A 19,097-nucleotide genomic window follows, 5' to 3' on the forward strand; every position below is an offset into this window, starting at 1 on the left:
GGCCCCCCGTGTGTCCGTCGTGTCGGGGCGTCCGCCGCACGGGCGGGTCGCGTCCGTCGTATGGACGCGCGGTGACGGGAGTGGAAAGCTCGAAGGACCGCGGGCGTCGCCGCAGCCGCCACCGCACGCGGGGCCGTGGTGCCCGCGCCCCCAGTGACCTCACCGTGTACGGGAGGCAAGGAAATGGGCGACAAGGCGAACGCACACCCCGGAGCCGCCGGCAGGGCCACAGCGGCCGACCGTCCCGCGTCCGTGCGGAACGTGGTGCTGGTCGGCCACTGCGGATCGGGCAAGACGACGCTGGTGGAGGCTCTCGCGCTCACGACGGGAGCGGTGAACCGGGCGGGCCGCGTGGAGGACGGCGGCACCGTCTCCGACTACGACGACATCGAGCACCGGCAGCAGCGCTCGGTACAGCTCTCCCTGGTGCCCGTCGAATGGGACGGCATCAAGATCAACCTGCTCGACACCCCCGGATACGCCGACTTCGTCGGTGAGCTCAGGGCCGGTCTGCGCGCCGCGGACGCGGCCCTCTTCGTCGTCTCGGCGGCGGACGGCGTGGACGGCTCGACCCGCATGGTGTGGGAGGAGTGCGCGGCCGTCGGCATGCCCCGCGCGATCGTCGTCACGCACCTGGAAGCCGCCCGCGCGGACTTCGAGGAGATGACCCGGATCTGCGCGGAGGCCTTCGGCGGCGACGACCCGGACGCCGTGCTGCCCCTGTACCTGCCGCTGCGCGGCCCCGAGGGACCCGACGGCCATGCGCCGGTGACCGGCCTGACCGGGCTGCTGTCGCGGAAGTTGTTCGACTACTCGACGGGCGAACGCAAGGAGTCGGAGCCCGGCGCGGACCAGCTGCCGGACCTCGAGGAGGCCCGCAACCGGCTGATCGAGGGGATCATCGCCGAGAGCGAGGACGAGACCCTCATGGACCGCTATCTCGGCGGCGAGCAGATCGACGTGGGCACGCTGGTCGAGGACCTGGAGCGGGCCGTCGCACGCGGCACGTTCTTCCCCGTCCTGGCCGCCGCCCCGGCCGGCGAGGGAGCCCGCCAGGGCCTCGGCACGGTCGAGCTACTGGAACTGGTGACCAGGGGCTTCCCGACGCCCCTGGAGCGGGAGGCGCCCCGCGTGATGACCGTCGGCGGCGAGCCGCGCGAGCTGAAGCGCTGCGATCCGGACGGCCCCCTCGTCGCGGAGGTCGTGAAGACCTCCTCCGACCCGTACGTCGGCCGGGTCTCGCTGGTGCGCGTCTTCTCCGGCACGCTGCGCCCCGACGCGACCGTCCACGTCTCCGGGCACGGCCTGGCCGACCGCGGCCACGAGGACCATGACGTCGACGAACGCGTGGGCGCCCTGTCCGCGCCGTTCGGCAAGCAGCAGCGGCCCCTGACGCACTGCATCGCGGGCGATCTCGCGTGCGTGGCGAAACTCGGCCGCGCGGAGACCGGCGACACCCTCTCCGCCAAGGACGACCCGCTGCTCATGGAGCCCTGGCAGATGCCCGACCCGCTGCTGCCGCTGGCCATCCAGGCGCACAGCAAGGCCGACGAGGACAAGCTCTCGCAGGGCCTCGCCCGCCTGGTCGCCGAGGATCCGACGATGCGCCTCGAACAGAACCAGCACACCCACCAGGTGGTCCTGTGGTGCCTGGGCGAGGCCCACTCGGACGTCGCCCTGGAGCGGCTGCGCTCCCGGTACGGCGTCCAGGTCGACGTCGTGCCGCACAAGGTGTCCCTGCGGGAGACGTTCGCGGCACCGTCCGCGGGGCGGGGACGGCACGTGAAGCAGTCCGGCGGGCACGGCCAGTACGCCGTCTGCGAGATCGAGGTGGAGCCGCTGCCGGGCGGCTCGGGCATCGAGTTCGTGGACAAGGTCGTGGGCGGCGCGGTGCCGCGCCAGTTCATCCCGTCCGTCGAGAAGGGCGTCCGCGCGCAGGCGGCGAAGGGCGTGGTGGCCGGGCACCCGCTGGTCGACGTCCGGATCACGCTGCTGGACGGCAAGGCGCACTCCGTGGACTCCTCCGACGCCGCGTTCCAGACGGCCGGCGCGCTGGCGCTGCGGGAGGCCGCGGCCGACGCCAGGATCCACCTGCTGGAGCCGGTGGCCGAGGTGTCGGTCCTGGTCGGCGACGACTACGTGGGCGCCGTGATGAGCGATCTGTCGGGACGGCGCGGACGGGTGCTGGGCACCGAGCAGACCAGCGGCAGCCGCACCCTGGTGCGGGCCGAGGTGCCCGAGATCGAGATCGGCCGGTACGCGGTCGACCTGCGCTCGCTGTCGCACGGCACGGCGCGCTTCCACCGGGCGTACGCCCGTCACGAGCCGATGCCCCAGCAGGTTGCCGAGAGAGTCCGGCAACAGACGTAGTCGGGACCGCTTTTGATGCGGGACCGCCCTCAAGTGACCGCTGCGGCACCGCGGTGGAACGGTTGCTTCCGCTCCGGCGGGCGGCTTCGGCCGTCCGCCGACGGATGTCGGCGCCTGCGGATACGCTGATGACCTGATCAACAGGTGTGCGAAGTACGCAAGTCGGGAAGGCCGCAAGGGCGAGTGCGGCGGCGATCGGGGGCGGGAATGACCGTTGGCAGCGGTTACGCGGACATCTTCGGACCACAGGTGCCGCAGATGGGCGACGGCGGGCAGACGCCGACGCTCGGCCTGGCCTCGGCCGCCTACCGGGACAGCCCGGTCGAGGAAATCAAGAAGGCCGACAACGAATGGCACCAGACGGCGGTCGCCACGGGCCGCAAATGGGCCAGGATCTTCCGGCCCAACCTCGGGGAGGCGTTCTCGCAGGCGGTGATCGACCGCATGCTCGGCGTCGGCCGCAAACCGCTCATCCAGTCCTTCGGCAGCGAACCCCAGGCGGTCGTCGAGCACTGCCTGGCGGCCACCCGCATCCGACGGGAACGCGACAAGAAGCTCACCGGCGTCATGCTGCTGTGCGGCGTGCTCTTCCTGCCCGGCCTGCTGGTGTGGCTGCTGGTCTTCCAGCTCCGGGCGACCATGGGCAGGCTGGACGACAAGCGGATCTCCGGCGTCGGCACCGGGCTGCTCGTCGCCGTGGGGGCGCTCGCCGTCCTCTTCCTGGTCAAGATGCCGTTCGCGGGCGTCGTCGGCTGGTACGCGCGCGGTTGCGTCGTGGCGCCGGTGGCCGGGTGGTTCCTGGCCAAGCGGATCTGCGAGCGGACCGCGGTGGATCTGCGCGGGCGCTGGGACAGCCTGCTGTCGGGCGGCAGCGTCGGCGCCAAGGTCCCCGAGGCGGTGCCCACCAGCCCGAACCAGACCGCGGCCGAGCAGCTGCGCCAGTCACTGGCCCGGCTCAGCGCCGAGCAGCAGTCCAACTCGGTCTTCTACGCCGGCCCCAAGGGCATACTCGGCATGGGCACCCGCTGGGGCGCCTGGCACCTCGCCGAGGAACTGGTGCCCACCGACCCGAACAAGGGCGTCCACGAGTTCCGCAGCTGGACGGTGATACGGGCCATCCACGACCAGCTCAGCGTGCTCAACCGGCAGAGCCTGAAGACCGGCGGCTTCCCGCCGCCCTCGGTCCGGCACTGGATCGTGACCCCGGTCGGCGAGAACGCCAAGGCGGTCGCCCGGCCCGAGGGCACGGACGTCGAGGCGTACCAGGTCAAGCCGAGGGCCATAGAGGACATCTGCAACAACCAGCAGTTCGGCGGCGGCGACCGGCACTACCTGGGCGTGCAGTGGCCGCTGTGGGACGGCCAGTTGATCCTCACCATGCTGATCACGGTGACGGTGCTGCACGAGACGCTGCGCATCGAGGTGACCGGGCACGCCCTGGGGCCCGTCAACGGCCTGTTCACCACCAAGCCCGAGGCCCCCGTCAAGGAGGTCGCCAAGAGCGTGCGGTTCTGGGAGACGCGGACGGTCAAGCTGCCGCTCGTCACCGCCGACGAGGTGGTCAGGCTCGCCGCGCGCGCCACGATCAGCTGGTATCCGCCGCTGCTCAAGTGGCTCGGCGGCGGCATCACCCTGCCCGAGCCGTTCGGTCTGCGGCACGCCTGGGCCGACCAGCCCTGGCGCCACCGCTTCATGGCCGACGACGCGCTGCGGGCGGCCACCCCCGTGCTGCGCGTGGTGCACTCCGCGGCGCTCAAGGTGCTCAGGGAGCACGACGTGGACATCGAGAAGTTCAGCTCCCGCTCGTCGGCCCTGAGCGGCGCGGTGCAGGAGGTGTCGCCCCGCAAGGCGGACACCTACGACGCGTGAGCCTCCGGCGGTGGGGCGGGGGCCTCACCCGGGGTGGGCGCGGTGTGGTGTGGCGCCGTCGGTCGGCGTGACCGGCGCCGGGGGCCGCCCGCCCCCGGCCCCCGCTTCGGCCTGAACGGCCTCGTCCTCGAGCGCCGGACGGGCCGGCGATCGCCGACCCGGCGTCCGGTGCGGGTCAGTGTCCGGCCGGCCAGGCGTCCGCGAGCATCTTGCGGGTGTCGGCGAGGAGTTGGGGCAGCACGCGCGTGTGTCCCACCACCGGCATGAAGTTCGTGTCGCCGCCCCAGCGGGGCACGATGTGCTGGTGCAGGTGGGCGGCGATGCCGGCCCCCGCCACGCCGCCCTGGTTCATGCCGATGTTGAAGCCGTGCGCGCCGGACGCGGTGCGCAGCGCGGTCATCGCCTGCTTGGTCAGCTCGGCGAGCTCGGCGGTCTCCGCGACGGTCAGGTCGGTGTAGTCGGCCACGTGCCGGTAGGGCACGGTCATCAGGTGGCCGCCGTTGTACGGGTACAGGTTGAGCACCGCGTACACGTGCTCACCGCGCCGGACGACCAGACCGTCCTCGTCCGACTTCGCCGGGATCGAGCAGAACGGGCAGCCGTCGTCGGCCCCGGGGCCGGTCGGCTTGTTCTCACCCTGGATGTAGGCCATCCGGTGGGGCGTCCACAGGCGCTGGAACGAGTCCTGCGTCCCCACTCCGATCTGCTGCTCCGGCTCACTCGTCATGCCAGTCAGCATATGGCTTCGCCCGTTCGCGGCGTGTCGCCGGGGTTGGCGTGAACGGCGGCCGGGCGAAGCTGGCCCGATGGACGAAGTCAGCCCTCAGGTCCGCTGGGAGCAGCGCACCGAGATCCCCCTCGCGGTCGCCTCGCTGGTGTTCCTCGCCATGTACGCCGTGCTGGTCCTGGCCCAGGGTCTGGGGGCCGGGTGGCGGGACGCCTGCACCGGGGTGATGGCCGCCGCGTGGCTGCTGTTCGGCGCCGACTACGTCGTGCGCTGGCGGCTCAGCGGACGGCGGCTGGGCTTCGTCCGCAGGCACAAGCTGGACACGGTGGTCGTGCTGCTGCCCCTGCTGCGCCCGCTGCGCGTGGTCCGGGTGTACGAGGCCGTGCAGCGTCGGCGCGGGGAGCCCCGGCTGGCGCTGTACGCGCGCGTGATCACGTACTCGGGGATGACGACGCTGCTCCTCGGCTTCGCGTGCGCGCTGGCCGTCTACGACCGGGAGCGCGACGCCCCGGGCGCCGACATCCACACGTTCGGGGATGCGCTGTGGTGGGCGGCGGCGACGCTCACCACGGTGGGGTACGGCGACGTCGTTCCCGTGACGACCGGGGGCCGGCTGCTCGCGGTCGGGCTGATGGCCTGCGGGCTGGCGCTGCTGGGCGCGGTCACGGGCTCGTTCTCGTCGTGGCTGATCCAGGTGTTCGCACGGGAGGGCGAGGTCACGGGCGGCGCCCCGGGGAAGGACGACGGGCCCCGGGGGAAGTGACTCCCCCGGGGCCCGCACCGCACGGCGTCAGACCTGCGCGCGCTCCTCGACGACCTTCGCGATCTTCGCGATGGCCTCGTCGAACGGGATGCCGTTCTCCTGGGAGCCGTCGCGGTAGCGGAAGGACACCGAGCCGCCCGCCATGTCCTCGTCGCCCGCGATGACCATGAAGGGCACCTTCTGCTTCTGGGCGTTGCGGATCTTCTTCTGCATGCGGTCGGAGGAGGAGTCCACCTCGACGCGCAGCCCCTTCTTCTTCGCGGCCGCGGCGAACTTCTCCAGGTACTCCACGTGCCCGTCGCCGATCGGGATGCCGAGCGCCTGGACCGGGGCCAGCCACGCCGGGAACGCGCCCGCGTAGTGCTCCAGGAGGACCGCGAAGAACCGCTCGATGGAGCCGAACAGCGCGCGGTGGATCATGACCGGGCGCTGCTTGGCGCCGTCCGGGCCGGTGTACTCCAGGTCGAAGCGCTCGGGCAGATTGAAGTCGAGCTGGATCGTCGACATCTGCCAGGTGCGGCCGATGGCGTCCTTCGTCTGGACGGAGATCTTGGGGCCGTAGAAGGCGGCGCCGCCCGGGTCGGGCACGAGCGGGAGGCCCTGCTTCTCGGCCACCTGGCGCAGGGTCTCCGTGGCCTCCTCCCAGGCCTCGTCGGAGCCGACGAACTTCTCCGGGTCCTTGGTGGACAGCTCCAGGTAGAAGTCGGTCAGGCCGTAGTCGCGCAGCAGGCCGAGGACGAAGGTGAGCGTCTTGTCGAGCTCCTCCGACATCTGCTCGCGGGTGCAGTAGATGTGCGCGTCGTCCTGCGTGAAGCCGCGGGCGCGGGTGAGGCCGTGCACGACGCCCGACTTCTCGTACCGGTACACGGTCCCGAACTCGAAGAGGCGCAGCGGCAGTTCGCGGTAGGAGCGGCCGCGCGCGTCGAAGATCAGGTTGTGCATCGGGCAGTTCATGGGCTTGAGGTAGTAGTCCACGCCCTCGTCGAGCTGCATGGGCGGGTACATGCCGTCGGCGTACCAGTCCAGGTGGCCCGAGGTCTCGAAGAGCTTCCCCTTGGTCGCGTGCGGGGTGTAGACGAACTCGTAGCCCTCCTCCTCGTGCCGGCGGCGCGAGTAGTCCTCCATGACCCGGCGGATGATGCCGCCCTTGGGGTGGAAGACGGCGAGGCCGGAGCCGATCTGCTCCGGGATGGAGAACAGGTCGAGCTCGCTGCCCAGCTTGCGGTGGTCGCGCTTCTCGGCCTCGGCGAGGAAGTCGAGGTGGGCCTTCAGCTCCTCCTTCGAGGGCCAGGCGGTGCCGTAGATACGCTGGAGCATGGGGTTCTTCTCGCTGCCGCGCCAGTAGGCGGCCGCGTTGCGCATCAGCTTGAAGGCCGGGATGGCGCGGGTGGTGGGCAGGTGGGGACCGCGGCAGAGGTCCTTCCAGCACAGCTCGCCGGTCTTGGCGTCCAGGTTGTCGTAGATCGTCAGCTCGCCGCCGCCGACCTCGACGTCGGCGCCGTCGTCGCTGGAGGCCGAGCCCTTGAGGCCGATCAGCTCCAGCTTGTAGGGCTCGTCGGCGAGCTCCTCGCGGGCGGCCTCGTCGGTGACGACGCGCCGGGCGAACCGCTGCCCCCGCTTCTGGATCTCCTGCATCTTCTTCTCGACGGCCTTGAGGTCCTCGGGCGTGAAGGGCTTCTCCACGTCGAAGTCGTAGTAGAAGCCGTCCTTGACCGGCGGGCCGATGCCCAGCTTGGCCTCGGGGAACAGCTCCTGCACGGCCTGGGCCATGACGTGCGCGGTGGAGTGGCGCAGGATGTTCAGGCCGTCCTCGGAGGAGATCTCGACGCCCTCGATCTCGTCGCCCTCGCGGACCGCGTACGACAGGTCCCTCAGCTCGCCGGCCACCCGCGCGGCGACGATCGAGCGCAGGCCGGCGAACAGCTCGGCGGCCGTGGTGCCCGTCGTCACCGTGCGCTCTTCCCGCTCGGAATCGCGTTGGATGATCACACGGACGTCTGACACCGGTCTCTCCTGACTGAAGGGGGTGCGGCGCCATACCGTGAGCGCGCGCAAGAGGCGATCGTACCGACCCGCACCCACCGACCGCGAAATCAGTTACCCGGCCGCTCCTCTTCGAGGGCGTCCCGCGCGCACGCCTCCTCGAAGACGTCCGCGTCCGCCGCGCTGTCCCGCACCGATTTCATCAGCCGGTCCCGTTCGGCCTCGTCCACCTGTACGGGGGCGACCCCGCGGGCGCCGGTGAGCCTGCGGAACCCGCCCCGGCTCTCCAGCCGGCCCTGCACCCGCACCGGCAGTCCGACCAGATGGGCCTGCCCGGCGACGCGGTAGTCCTCCTCGCCGAGGGTGAGCCGCAGATGCGCGATCTCCGCGCCGGCCAGCACCCGCAGCCGTACGCTGCCGTCGCCGCGCGGTCCGGCCCTGCGCAGCCGGACGACCGTGCCGGTGATCCGCACGCTCACGGAGGGCTCCTCGCGCAGATAGCGGGCTCCCGCCTCGCGCAGCACGGACAGGTCGCCGGGAGAGAACTCCACCGGTTCCCCGCCCGCGGCGCAGTGCGCGGGGACGCCGGCCGCGGGCGACCATTCGACGGCGATCCGCGCGCCCTCGGCGCCGCGTACGAGGGCGATCAGCGCCTCGGTCAGCTCGCGGCTGGCGCCGGCCTCCACGGCGCCGTCGAAGGCGTCCGTGCGGCCGGTGGCCCGCTGGTAGTCGACGGCCTCGCGGACGGCGTAGAGGGCCTGGTGGAGACGGACCGCGAGGGAGCGGGCGCCGGCGACCGGCACGAAGGCCGTCAGCCGGCGCCCGCCGGTCGCGGTCCCGACCAGGACGTCGTCCAGCGCGGCCAGGGCGGCGCGCCGGTGCCGGGCGCCGTGGTAGCCCGCACGCGCGCGGGTGGCGAGCGCGCCGGCCAGCAGCATCCGGCGGGCCGCGGCGCGCAGCTGCTCCTCCACGGCCCAGGAGGCGGCCCCGGCGGGCCCGGTCGGCGAGTCCCGCCACCAGCGGATCTCGTCGCTGGGCACGGCCAGGGCGACGAGCACCTCGCGCGCGGCCGGGGTGCCGCTGCGGGCGAGTGCCGCGAGCGCCTCGCCGAGCAGGTCGTCGCTGTCGGGGAAGGCGCGGCTCTCCGGCACGAGGAGGCTGGTCCCGGCGCCGCCGGGTCCGGGCGGGGTCCAGCGGCCGTAGCGGCCCGCCGCTCCCCCGCGCCGCTGCCAGCCGTGCCGGCGCAGCAGGACGCCGAGGACGGCGGGGTCGACCTCGCCGGGCTCGGGGGGCTGGTTCCAGGGCGTCGCGGGGTGCGGCCGCACGGGCCGGAGCCGCTCGTCGAGGGGGCGGTGGGTCACGGTCTGCCTCCCGTCCCGACCCGCGTCATGATCTCGCACAGCGCCCGGTCGTCGAAGATGCGTGCGGTCGGTATGCGCACGGTGGTCCGGGTCCGGCCGGTGAGCGGATGGCCGGCGAGATTGACCCAGTAGCAGCAGTGCCGCAGGTCGAGGCGGTCGTGACCGGCCCGCAGCCACTGTTCCCGCGACCGGGGGACGATCATCACCACGAGGATCTTGTGCACCGAGACGGGGGTGCGGGCGAGCTTGCGCAGATGGTCGTTGTCGAGGGTGAAGGAGAAGAAGCGGCCCGGCGGGTCGGGGCGCACCTGGTAGGTGGCCTTGAGCTGCACCTTGATGGTGACCTCGTCGTCGACGGTGTGGCCGGGCGCGCTGTGGCTGACGTGCCAGTCGATGCCGTTGTCCGGGAAGGGCTGGGACAGCGAGCAGCCCGCGGCGGCCGCGACGGCGTGCAGATAGCCCACCTGCAGCGTCTCCATGCAGGCGGTGGTGGCGAGCGTGCCGCGGTGAACGTCCGCGCGTTCAGGCAGCAGCCCGCCCCGCTCGGGCTGCGCAATCGCCATGGCCAACAGCCTTCCCACCGGAGCCGGTCCTCGGGACGGGCCGCTGAACTGCAAAGACCCGTACTCGTGTTGTGTCCTTCCGGCGTACGGCGCAAACAGCCCGGGTATCACCAAAGCGGCAGAAGACGGTGCGTCAGCTGCCATGGCTGACCGAGGGGTTGAGTGGGATGGCGAACTGGTACGAGGGGCCACTGGCCGCATTTGACACGGAGACGACGGGCGTCGACGTGGAGACCGACCGCATCGTGTCGGCCGCCCTCGTCGTCCAGGACGCGCCGGGAGGGAGGCCGCGGGTGAGCCGGTGGCTGGTGAACCCGGGCGTCCCGGTGCCCGCCGGGGCGACGGAGGTGCACGGGCTGACCGACGACCACCTTCAGCGCAACGGGCGCTGGCCGTCGCCGGTGATGTTCGAGATAGCCGAGCTGCTCGCCGAACAGGCGGCGGCCGGACGGCCGTTGGTGGTCATGAACGCGCCGTTCGACCTGACGCTGCTCGACCGCGAGCTGCGCAGGCACCGCGCCTCGTCGCTGGGCGCCTGGCTGGACGCGACGCCGCTGCGGGTGCTGGACCCCCGGGTGCTGGACAAGCATCTGGACCGCTACCGCAAGGGCCGGCGCACGCTCACCGACCTGTGCGCGCACTACGAGGTGACGCTGGCGGAGGCGCACGACGCGGCGGCGGACGCGCTGGCCGCGCTGGAGGTCGTCCGGGCGCTGGGCCGCCGGTTCGCGACGCGGCTGGAGCGGCTGTCCCCGGCCGAGCTGCACACCCTGCAGACGACCTGGCACGCGGCGCAGGCGCGGGGGCTCCAGGCGTGGTTCGCCCGCAGCGGCACCCCGGAGACGGTGGACACGTCGTGGCCCCTGCGGCCGGAGATGCCTGCGGCCGCCTAGGAAGCCGGGACGTCCGGGACGTCCGCGAGGCAGACCAGGACGGCGACGTTCGGGGCGCGAGACAGGACGTCCGGGGCGGCTGCCCGCGGACACGAAAAAGCCGGTCCGCTGACGCGGACCGGCCTCTCCCGGTGGGCGATACTGGGTTCGAACCAGTGACCTCTTCGGTGTGAACGAAGCGCTCTCCCACTGAGCTAATCGCCCGGGAACGCACTGAACCATACAGGGCTCCGCGCGCTTCCTTCAAACCGCTTCCAGGTACGCGGCGAGACCGCGCCGCCCGGCGCGCATCATCAGCCGATGGTTCAGGCGGAACAGCGGCCGCCCCGGCACGGCGAACCGCCTCAGCAGCGGTTTGTCCACGCGGACGGCCTGCTCGTAGCGGGCGACGGCGCCGGGGCCGTCGGCGGTGACCGTCCAGCGCGCCCAGCCGTCGAGCTCGCCCGACAGCGCGATCTCCAGGACCCGGGCGGCCGGATCGCTCCGCACCGCGCGCACGGTGAAGGTCAGGTCGTACGGGAGGGCGGAGCGGACCCGGACGACGCCGGTCGTGTCGTCGACCCGGCCCACCTCGCGCACCTGCGGCCACCAGCGCGGGTAGTCCTCGGCCCGGCCCAGCGCCTCGTACACGCGGTCGGGCGGCGCGGGCAGGGCCCATCGGCTGTGGAAGCGGTAACGGGTCCAGTCCATGGGCTGAGTGTGCCCGCGCACGGCCCTGCCAGTGCGGATGAGTACGGTCTGAGTACGCGCGCTCATGCCCAGGGTCGTGACGCGAACCACACTCCCAGGCATGACGCATTTTCCGCCCCCGGCCGAGGAGCTGCGGCTCCTCGACACCGAGCTGCGCCAACTGGAGCTCCGCCGGGCCCAGTTGCTGGCCCGCCGCGCCTGGCTGGTCGCCGCCCTTCAGCAGGCGGCGGCGCCGGTCGCGCCGGGATGGCCGAGCCGGTCCGCGCCCGCGGTCCCGGCCCGCCGCCCGGAGGCCACCGCACCCGGTGTGCAGAACGTCCTCCTCCTGCTCGGCGGGGTCCTGCTCACCGTCGCGGCGATGGTGTTCACGCTGGTCAGCTGGGGCCACCTCGGGATCGCCGGACGCAGCGCGGTCCTGGGCGCGGTCACGCTCGCGGTGCTCGGCGCGCCCGTGGCGCTGCTGCGGCGGGGGCTGCGTTCGACCGCCGAGTCGCTCGCGGGCCTCGGTCTCGCGCTGACGGTGCTCGACGCGTACGCCCTGTACGAGGTCGCGTTCGGCGCGGCGGACGGCACGGCGTACGCGGCGGGGGCGTCGGCGGCGCTGGCGGCGGTCTGGGCGGCGTACGGCACGGCCCTCGCCGCGCTGCCGGGCCCGGCCGCCCCGCGGCTGCCCCGCCCGGCCGCCCTGACGGTGGCCCAGCTCGTGCTGCCGCTCTGGGCGGTCGCGGCCGGGGGCGGGTCGCACTCGGTCACGGCGGCGGTGCTGCTGACGGCCGCGTTCGACGCGGCGGTCGCGCTGCGGGTCACCTGGCGGCCGGTGCGCACGGTCGCGCTGGTGTGCGCGTGCGCCGCCGGCGGCTGGGGCGCCCTGGCGGCGGCCGGACTGTCGCTCGCGGCGGACGGCCCCGGTGCGGCGGGCCGCGCGGCGGCGCTCCTCGTCCTCGCCGCGGCGATCTCCCTGGGCGCGGCCCGGTTCGCCCCCGGCCCGGCGTTCGCGACGGGCCCGACGCTGGCCGGCGCGCTGTGCGCGGTCGCCGCCGCGGGCGGCGTCCTGCGGGCGTGGACGCCGGGCGACTGGACCGTGCCCGGGTATCTGGCGTGCGGGATCGCCCTGTTGGCCGCCGTCCGGGGCCCGGAGGAGGTGCGCCGGGGTGTCGCCTGGGCCTCGGGTCTGGTCCAGGCGGGGGCGGTGCTGTGGGCCGCGCCGGCCGTCGGCGTCACCCTGCTGGGTTCCGCGGCCTGGCTGGGGCGCGTCTGGTCCGGTGCCCCGGCCGACGCCCGTGCCGCGGTGACCATGGACGCGTCCTGGCCGCCGTACGCGGTCACCGCTCCCCTGCTCCTCGCCGCCGTCGCGGTGGTCCTGGCGACGGCGGTCCGGGACGGCGAGTGGCGCGCCCAGGCCCGGACCGCCTCGCTCGGGCTGCTCCTCGCGGCGCTGATCGTCGTCCCCACGGCTCTCGAACTTCCCTACGCGGTGGGCCTGTTCGTGCTGGGCGCCACGGTCGCCGCGCTGCTGGCGTCGGCGGCGCGGACGACGGTGGGCCCGTGGGCGATCGCCGCGTCCGCCCTGCTCGTCTCGCTCGCACTCGCCCTGCTCTCCCTGGCCGCGCAGGCGGCGACGCCGACCGTGCTCGCGACGCTGACCGCGTTGTTCGCGGGGGCCGCGTGGCGCGGCCGTGCGGCGGCCGTGTCCGCCGGGGCGTCCCTGGGCTGGGCGACGGCCCTGGCCGTGGCCGTGGGCGCCGCGTCCGGCTGGCGGCCGGAGCACATCGCCCTGCTGGTGCTCGTGGTCCCCGCGGCGGCGGCGCTGGTCGCGTGGCGCACCGCCGACCCGGTGACGACCGTCGTGGTGGAGGTCGTCGGCGCGGGGGCCACCGTGGCCGCCGTCGGGCTCGCGGTGTCCGACCCGCCGCTGCTGGCCCTGGTGCTGGCCATGTGCGCGGTCGTCGCCGCGGCCACGGCCGTGCGCCCGGACCGGCGTCGCGTCGGCTACGCGGCCGCCGTCCTGTCCGTGCTGGCGTCCTGGGTGCGGCTGGCGTCCTGGCAGGTGGGCGTCACGGAGGCGTACACCCTGGTGGCGACGGTCCCGGCGCTGTTCGTCGGGATGACGCGCCGGCGCCGGGACCCGGAGGCCTCCTCCTGGACCGCGTACGGCCCCGGTCTCGCGGCGACGCTGGTGCCGAGCCTGGCCGCGGCCTGGAGCGACCAGGGCTGGATCCGCCCCCTGCTGCTGGGCGCGTCCGCTCTGCTGCTGACCCTGTTGGGCGCCCGGCACCGCCTACAGGCCCCGCTGGTGCTGGGCGGCTCGGTCCTCACCCTGGACGCGCTGCACGAACTCGCCCCCTATCTGGTCCAGGTGAGCGACGCGCTGCCGCGCTGGGCGCCGCCCGCACTCGCCGGCCTGCTGCTGCTTGTCCTCGGGGCGACGTACGAGCGGCGGCTGCGGGACGTCCGGCGGGTGCGGGATGTGCTGGGCCGGATGCATTAGGGCCTGCCGTCCGGACGGCACGCGGGGCTTCGGCGGGATCCGCCGGCGCCGCGTCCGCGCGGGGTGGTCCGGACGACAGGCCTCGGGCGGCTCCTAGGGCATCTTGTCGCCGAGCAGCGCCAGGTTCTCGATGGCGGCGAGGCCGTAGAGGGCGGTGTCGTTGGTCGCGACCCAGGCGGCCTCGCTGCCCGCGACCAGGGTGGCGGGACCGCTGAGCGGCTCCGTCTTCCACGGCGAGGACTCGGTGTAGCCGTCGGAACCGTAGAACTTCGCCCATGCCCGCTTGGCGAGCGCCGCGTCGCCGGTCTGGACGGCTGCGTAGGCGTCGAGGCGCGAGTGGCCCTGGAAGAGCAGCAGGGTGCCGAAGTTGGAGCCGTAGCGTGCCGTCTGCTCCGCCTTGGTGGCGTTGAAGTAGCGGCAGTAGTCGAAGTAGGCCTCGTTGAACTTCGGCATGTCGACCAGGTGGATCAGCTCGGCGCACAGCTCGTTGAGGCCGAAGACGGCCGACAGGTGCGAGACCTCGACCTTGGGCTTGTCGGCGACGGCGAACCGGCCGGTGTCCAGGTCGTAGAGGCCGCTGCCCTGGACGAAGCCGTTGGGCTGGGCGGCGATCGTCTCCATGGTCGACAGCACGCGCGCCCTGGCCTTCTCCCACTTGGGGCCCTTGCGTTCCCACTCGGTGAGCCAGGCGGACACGAGCCCGCTCCAGTCGGTGCCGAAGCCGATCGACAGGGCGTGCCGGTCGGGGGTGTAGGGCTCGGTGCGGATCTTGCGCAGCGGGTCCAGGGCGAGGAACGTCTCGTCGGAGTCGACGTTGGCGTGCATGAGGTCGCCGACGCGTTCGTCGGCGGTGAGGAAGTAGTAGTAGCGGCGGTAGGTGGTGTTGGCGATGCGCTGCTGCTTGGCGCTGTCGGCGTAGTGCTGGACGCCGTGCCGGGTGCCCAGGCCCGCCCACTGGCCGAGGTGGTAGACGTCGACCTCCCCGGTGTGCCGGGTCATCGACTCGGCGAAGCGGAAGATGTCCGCGCGGCCGGACCGCAGGTAGGCCATCCAGAGCCAGATGTCCGGCGAGAGCTCGGAGTTGTCCCAGGCGTAGCCGCCGATGTCGTACCGCCACTGGTGCCGGACGGCGTCGTAGGTGTGCATGATGTCGCCGTAGTCCCAGAAGCCGTACCAGCGGCGCTGCTCCACCTGTCCCTTGTAGTAGGTGAAGAGGAAGTCGAGGTGGTCCTCGATCTTCGCCTTGGCGGGGGTGGAGCGGTCCGGCTCGGAGTACAGGCCGGGGCCGAAGACCTCGGCCTTGATGAGCTGCTTGGGCGGGGCCGCGAGCTGCGGCAGCACCCGGACGGCCTCGACCTGTTCGGCGAGCTTCTCGGGCGTCGGCGTCGACGCGTTGGCCCAGAAGAGGAGTTCGGAGGTACGGGCGATGCCGTAGGGGGTGCCGAAGCCGGGCTCGTAGTCCTCGTAGGTGATGTTGAGGCCTTCGAGCTGTTCGGGGAAGGTGTCCTGGCCCATGCCGTCGTGGTAGAAGCGCAGGTCCATGGGCTGCGCCTCGGGCGACCAGAGCCAGAGGGTGACCTCGGCGGCGTCGGTCTGGGCGTCGCGGATGTCGAGCTGGGCGGGGTGCTTCTCCCAGAAGTCCCGCAGGCCGAAGGAGAACCCGCCGCTCGCGCCGCCGACGTAGCCGAAGCCGGAGGCCCGCCTGCCGCCGCCGCCGGCGCCGACCCAGCCGTGGCCCTTCTTGGTGCGCTTGCGCAGGGTGAAGCCGTCGGCGGAGAGCTGGGAGAGGGTGTAGTCGCCCCACTCGGGGATGTACTGGAGGCGGGTGGTGACCCGCTGGTCCCAGGTGGCGGGGTCGGGCAGCTTCTGGCCCGCGTACTGGGCGGCCTGCACCGCCGCTCCGGGGTCGCGCCGCAGTCCGGTGATGCCCTTGACGGCCTCGCGCAGCAGGCCGGTGCCCTCGCCGCCGATGCGGACGTGGCGGTCGTAGGACTCGTCGCGCATCGGAACGGTGAAGCGGACGCCGAGGCCCCGGATGAAGTCGCCGCTCGCCTTGCCGGGCTCCTGCTTCCCGTCGTAGGTGATGGTGTGCACCATGCGGAAGGAGTCGGCGCCCGCGTAGAAGTAGAGGCGGATGGAGAACGGCAGCCAACTGCGGCCGCCCCTGCGGTGCTTGCCGTCGATGCGGACGACCGCGCGGACCGGGCCCGACTGCTCGACGGTGACGCCGTCGACGGCCCCGTCGAAGCGCTCGGTCCGGACGGCGCCCTGGTCCTCGTCCTCGATCTCGGGCTGGCGGATCAGCACCAGACGGCCGTTCTTGGCGATCTCGGTGGAGCCACGGGTGACGGACTTGACGAGGGTCGTCCCGGACGTGCCGATCTTCGCGGTGATGACGCCCGTCGACACGTCGATGGTGCCGCCGCGCCTGACGACGGTGACCTTCTGGGCGGGGGCGGCCGGTGCGCCGGCGGCGAGGGTGAGCTTGCCGGTCCCCGAACTCACGGCGTGGGCGGTCCACTTGAGGGAGCCGTCGGGCCAGTGGGCGAGCGGCCAGGACTGGACGGGGACGTCCTTGCCGTCGGCGTCGGTCAGCGCGAACGTCTGGTCCTCGCGGTAGGCGCCCATGGGCCAGGGCACGCCGAGCGTGGAGCCGGGGGCGGCGCCGAGGCCGCCGTCCTCCAGCCAGTCGAGGGTGACGGGGTCGGTGTCCGCCGCCGCGGCTCTCGGCGCGGCCTCGGCGTCCTTGGCTCCTAGGGCCCAGCTGAACTGTGCGGCGGCGCCGGCGACGGCCGCCGCCTTGAGCAGGGACCTGCGGGGGATGGGAGACATGGGATGCAGCCTTCCTTTCCGTGCGGCGTGCGCAACGGGATGGTCAGGGGCATGACAGATCGAGGTACGGCGCCCGGAGCGCCGTCCCTGGAACGGGTCGCCGCCGTCAGGGGTGCGGGCGGCGCACCTCGACGGCGACGGCCGCCGCGACGGCGGCCCCCAGCGCGGGGACCGCCAGCGGCGGGAGGAACCAGGCGGACACGGCGACGACGGCCGGCCCGCAGACGATCAGGAAGGACCCGGCGGGATCGCGCACGGTGCGCCGTCCGGCGTCCGCGAGCAGCGCCCGCCAGCGGGCGCCGGGCGTCCAGACGGCGGCCGCCCGCAGCAGCGCCACGGCGAGCCCGATCAGCGCGAAGACGCCCACCGCCCCGACGAACCGCCCGCCGGGAAGCCCAGCCCGCGAAGCCAGGACGTCCAACGTCACCGCGGCGGCCGCCGCCCAGCCGGCGAGCCCCACGGCCCACCCGCCGCGCACGGCCGACCGGAAGTCCGCGGCGAATTCCCGCAGGCCGCCGTCCGTGTGACTCGTACGGCGGCGCAGATGCCGGGCCCCGGCGGCGAGGGCCGCGGGATAGGTGACGACGCCGAGGCAGGCGACCGCCGTCCACACCCCGGTGAGCAGACACTCGGCGAAGACCGCGAACCGCTCGCCGAACACCGACTCCCCGCGTGCGGAGCGGGCCTTCACCCGTGCTTGCGCCATGGTGACCGCCTCAGCCCTTCAGTCCGGAGGTCGCCATGCCGTCGATGAGATGGCGCTGGAAGGCCATGAAGAAGGCGATGACCGGGACGAGCGCCACCAGCGACATCGCGATCATGCTGCCGTAGTCGGAGATGCCCTCCTGGTCGCGGAACATCATCAGCCCGAGCGAGACCGTGTACTTGGAGGGGGTGTTGAGGTAGATCAACGGGCCCATGAAGTCGTTCCACGCGTTGATGAAGGCGAAGATGGCGCTGGTGATGATCGCGGGACGGCTCAGCGGCAGCACGATGGACCAGTAGGTCCGCAGGTGCCCGCAGCCGTCCAGCTTGGCGGCCTCGTCCAGTTCGCGCGGCAGCCCGCGCATGAACTGCACCATCAGGAAGACGAAGAACGCCTCCGTCGCCAGGAACTTCCCCACCACGAGCGGGACCAGGGTGTCGATGTAGCCGAGGTTGCGGAACAGCACGTACTGCGGGATGAGCAGCACGTGGTACGGCAGCAGCAGGGTGCCGATCATCAGCGTGAACAGCAGGTTCCGCCCCGCGAACCGGATCTTGGCGAAGGCGTACGCGGTCAGCGAGCTGGAGAGCACCACGCCGGCCACGGCCAGGACGGCGTACATCAGCGAGTTGGTGAAGAAGCTCGCGACGGAGATCCCGGAGATGCCGTCGGCGAGCCCGGAGAAGTTCGCCCAGACCGGCTTGGCGGGCAGCAGGTCGAGGCTGGCGATGATGTCCTTGCTCGGCTTGAACGAGGCCCCGACCACCCAGACCACCGGGTAGAGGACGACCGCGAGCACGAGCAGCGCGCCCACGTGCCAGGCCAGGGACCCGGTGCGCCGCCGCTCGTTCGCGGACCGCGCGACGCGGGTGGTGGCAGTGCTCACTTGGCGGCCTCCTCGTAGTGCACCCACTTCTTCTGCGACCAGAACAGCACCGCCGTGACCAGCGCGACCGCCACCACCAGCGTCCAGGCCATCGCCGAGGCGAAGCCCATCTGCGCCTCCTTGAAGCCCTTCTGGTACAGGTAACAGGTGTAGACCAGCGTGGCGTCGGCCGGTCCGCACCGGGTGTCGGAGACGACGTACGCCGAGCCGAACACCTGGAACGCGTGGATCGACTCCAGCAGCACGTTGAAGAAGAGGACCGGCGAGATCATCGGCAGCGTGATGTTCCAGAACCGGCGCAGCGGGCCCGCCCCGTCCATCTCGGCGGCCTCGTACAGCTCCTGCGGCACCTGCTTGAGCCCCGCCAGGAAGATGACCATCGGCGCGCCGAACTGCCAGACGCTCAGGGCGACCAGCGCGTACAGGACGTAGTCCGGGTTGCCGATCCAGCCGCCGACGTCGACCCCGAAGATCTTCTGGGCTCGGTCGACCACGGCGTCGTCCGAGAACAGCGCCCGCCACACGAAGCCCACGGACACGCTGGCCCCGATGAGCGACGGCATGTAGAACGCGGCCCGGTACAGGGCCTGTCCGCGCCGTTTCTGCGCGAGCAGCAGCGCCACGCCGAGCGCGAGGAGCAGCTTCAGCGGTGTCGCCACGACGACGTACTTGAGCGTGACCTCGACCGACTTCTGCCAGCGCGGGTCCTGGAACATCGTCGTGAAGTTGTCCAGGCCCACCCACTTCGGCGGCGTGAACAGGTTGTAGCTGGTGAACGCGTAGTAGAGCGACGCGATCATCGGCCCCGCGGTGAGCAGCAGGAATCCAGCGATCCACGGCGACATGAAGAGATAGCCGGCGAGGTTCTCGCGCAGCCGCCCGCGCCGTCCGGCGACCGGAGCGGCGGGCCGCTTCTTCGCCGGACGGACGGGCGCTTCCTTGACGAGCGTCATGGTGGTACGTCCC

General features: G+C 72.8%; 14 protein-coding genes and 1 tRNA gene. 5 read left to right on the top strand and 10 right to left on the bottom strand.

The genetic code is table 11. The annotated features are described in order from the left end of the window. Positions 1-183: 183 nt before the first annotated feature. On the top strand, positions 184-2,370 hold the full coding sequence (locus OG802_RS06215; protein ID WP_329407956.1) for an elongation factor G-like protein EF-G2: 2,187 nt from the start codon (positions 184-186) through the stop codon (positions 2,368-2,370). 207 nt (positions 2,371-2,577) lie between these two features. Continuing rightward, the gene (locus OG802_RS06220; RefSeq protein WP_329407958.1) at positions 2,578-4,239 is read left to right on the top strand and encodes a hypothetical protein; all 1,662 of its coding nucleotides are present in this window, start codon (positions 2,578-2,580) and stop codon (positions 4,237-4,239) included. A 175-nt stretch (positions 4,240-4,414) separates the two neighbouring features. Here the strand turns inward: OG802_RS06220 and OG802_RS06225 are convergent, their stop codons facing one another. Continuing rightward, a complete protein-coding gene (locus OG802_RS06225) occupies positions 4,415-4,978 on the bottom strand; it encodes an HIT family protein (RefSeq protein ID WP_329407960.1) in 564 nt (187 codons plus the stop codon). 67 nt (positions 4,979-5,045) lie between these two features. Between OG802_RS06225 and OG802_RS06230 the strand changes: the two genes are divergently transcribed. Then, entirely contained in the window at positions 5,046-5,729 is a 684-nt protein-coding gene (locus tag OG802_RS06230) for a potassium channel family protein (RefSeq protein ID WP_329407962.1), read from the top strand. Positions 5,730-5,756: 27 nt separating this feature from the next. Here OG802_RS06230 and thrS read toward each other — a convergent pair whose 3' ends face one another. The 3 genes from thrS to OG802_RS06245 form a co-directional block, all read right to left on the bottom strand. Next, on the bottom strand, positions 5,757-7,733 hold the full coding sequence (thrS, locus tag OG802_RS06235) for a threonine--tRNA ligase (protein WP_329407964.1): 1,977 nt from the start codon (positions 7,731-7,733) through the stop codon (positions 5,757-5,759). A gap of 89 nt (positions 7,734-7,822) precedes the next feature. Then, positions 7,823-9,073, bottom strand: a complete 1,251-nt coding sequence (locus tag OG802_RS06240) for a hypothetical protein (protein ID WP_329407966.1) — start codon at positions 9,071-9,073, stop codon at positions 7,823-7,825. After that, positions 9,070-9,636 (bottom strand): DUF4365 domain-containing protein, encoded by a 567-nt coding sequence (locus OG802_RS06245; protein WP_329407969.1) that lies wholly within the window; start codon positions 9,634-9,636, stop codon positions 9,070-9,072. The genes OG802_RS06240 and OG802_RS06245 overlap by 4 nt, the downstream gene beginning before the upstream one ends. A gap of 167 nt (positions 9,637-9,803) precedes the next feature. Here OG802_RS06245 and OG802_RS06250 point away from each other — a divergent pair, with 167 nt between their 5' ends. Next, a complete protein-coding gene (locus tag OG802_RS06250; protein WP_329407971.1) occupies positions 9,804-10,529 on the top strand; it encodes a 3'-5' exonuclease in 726 nt (241 codons plus the stop codon). A 132-nt stretch (positions 10,530-10,661) separates the two neighbouring features. Here the strand turns inward: OG802_RS06250 and OG802_RS06255 are convergent. Continuing rightward, positions 10,662-10,733, bottom strand: a tRNA-Val gene (locus OG802_RS06255). Positions 10,734-10,772: 39 nt separating this feature from the next. Next, entirely contained in the window at positions 10,773-11,219 is a 447-nt protein-coding gene (locus OG802_RS06260; protein ID WP_329407973.1) for an SRPBCC family protein, read from the bottom strand. Positions 11,220-11,283: 64 nt separating this feature from the next. Here OG802_RS06260 and OG802_RS06265 point away from each other — a divergent pair, with 64 nt between their 5' ends. Beyond that, positions 11,284-13,707 carry an SCO7613 C-terminal domain-containing membrane protein gene (locus OG802_RS06265; protein ID WP_329407976.1) on the top strand — a complete coding sequence of 808 codons (2,424 nt, stop codon included), beginning with the start codon at positions 11,284-11,286 and terminating at the stop codon, positions 13,705-13,707. A gap of 93 nt (positions 13,708-13,800) precedes the next feature. Here OG802_RS06265 and OG802_RS06270 read toward each other — a convergent pair whose 3' ends face one another. The 4 genes from OG802_RS06270 to OG802_RS06285 all read right to left on the bottom strand — a co-directional run bounded on the left by OG802_RS06270 (position 13,801) and on the right by OG802_RS06285 (position 19,084). Then, complete coding sequence (locus OG802_RS06270) at positions 13,801-16,539, bottom strand: exo-rhamnogalacturonan lyase family protein (protein WP_329407977.1); 2,739 nt, start codon at positions 16,537-16,539, stop codon at positions 13,801-13,803. A gap of 106 nt (positions 16,540-16,645) precedes the next feature. Beyond that, entirely contained in the window at positions 16,646-17,245 is a 600-nt protein-coding gene (locus tag OG802_RS06275) for a hypothetical protein (RefSeq protein ID WP_329407980.1), read from the bottom strand. Positions 17,246-17,255: 10 nt separating this feature from the next. Further along, positions 17,256-18,131, bottom strand: a complete 876-nt coding sequence (locus OG802_RS06280; protein WP_329407982.1) for a carbohydrate ABC transporter permease — start codon at positions 18,129-18,131, stop codon at positions 17,256-17,258. After that, complete coding sequence (locus tag OG802_RS06285) at positions 18,128-19,084, bottom strand: carbohydrate ABC transporter permease (RefSeq protein ID WP_329407984.1); 957 nt, start codon at positions 19,082-19,084, stop codon at positions 18,128-18,130. Before OG802_RS06285 ends, OG802_RS06280 begins: the two co-directional genes overlap by 4 nt. Positions 19,085-19,097: the final 13 nt, after the last annotated feature.

It is taken from the genome of Streptomyces sp. NBC_00704 (assembly GCF_036226605.1).
In the GTDB taxonomy this organism is placed as follows: Bacteria; Actinomycetota; Actinomycetes; order Streptomycetales; family Streptomycetaceae; genus Streptomyces.

Excerpts from the sequence above, each read along its gene's own strand:
- OG802_RS06225 (WP_329407960.1), bottom strand. The coding sequence starts at position 4,978 with ATGCTGACTGGCATGACGAGTGAGCCGGAGCAGCAGATCGGAGTGGGG.
- OG802_RS06260 (WP_329407973.1), bottom strand. The coding sequence starts at position 11,219 with ATGGACTGGACCCGTTACCGCTTCCACAGCCGATGGGCCCTGCCCGCG.
- OG802_RS06275 (WP_329407980.1), bottom strand. The coding sequence starts at position 17,245 with ATGGCGCAAGCACGGGTGAAGGCCCGCTCCGCACGCGGGGAGTCGGTG.
- OG802_RS06265 (WP_329407976.1), top strand. The coding sequence starts at position 11,284 with ATGCCCAGGGTCGTGACGCGAACCACACTCCCAGGCATGACGCATTTT.
- OG802_RS06215 (WP_329407956.1), top strand. The coding sequence starts at position 184 with ATGGGCGACAAGGCGAACGCACACCCCGGAGCCGCCGGCAGGGCCACA.
- OG802_RS06270 (WP_329407977.1), bottom strand. The coding sequence starts at position 16,539 with ATGTCTCCCATCCCCCGCAGGTCCCTGCTCAAGGCGGCGGCCGTCGCC.
- OG802_RS06230 (WP_329407962.1), top strand. The coding sequence starts at position 5,046 with ATGGACGAAGTCAGCCCTCAGGTCCGCTGGGAGCAGCGCACCGAGATC.
- OG802_RS06250 (WP_329407971.1), top strand. The coding sequence starts at position 9,804 with ATGGCGAACTGGTACGAGGGGCCACTGGCCGCATTTGACACGGAGACG.
- OG802_RS06285 (WP_329407984.1), bottom strand. The coding sequence starts at position 19,084 with ATGACGCTCGTCAAGGAAGCGCCCGTCCGTCCGGCGAAGAAGCGGCCC.
- OG802_RS06220 (WP_329407958.1), top strand. The coding sequence starts at position 2,578 with ATGACCGTTGGCAGCGGTTACGCGGACATCTTCGGACCACAGGTGCCG.
- OG802_RS06245 (WP_329407969.1), bottom strand. The coding sequence starts at position 9,636 with ATGGCGATTGCGCAGCCCGAGCGGGGCGGGCTGCTGCCTGAACGCGCG.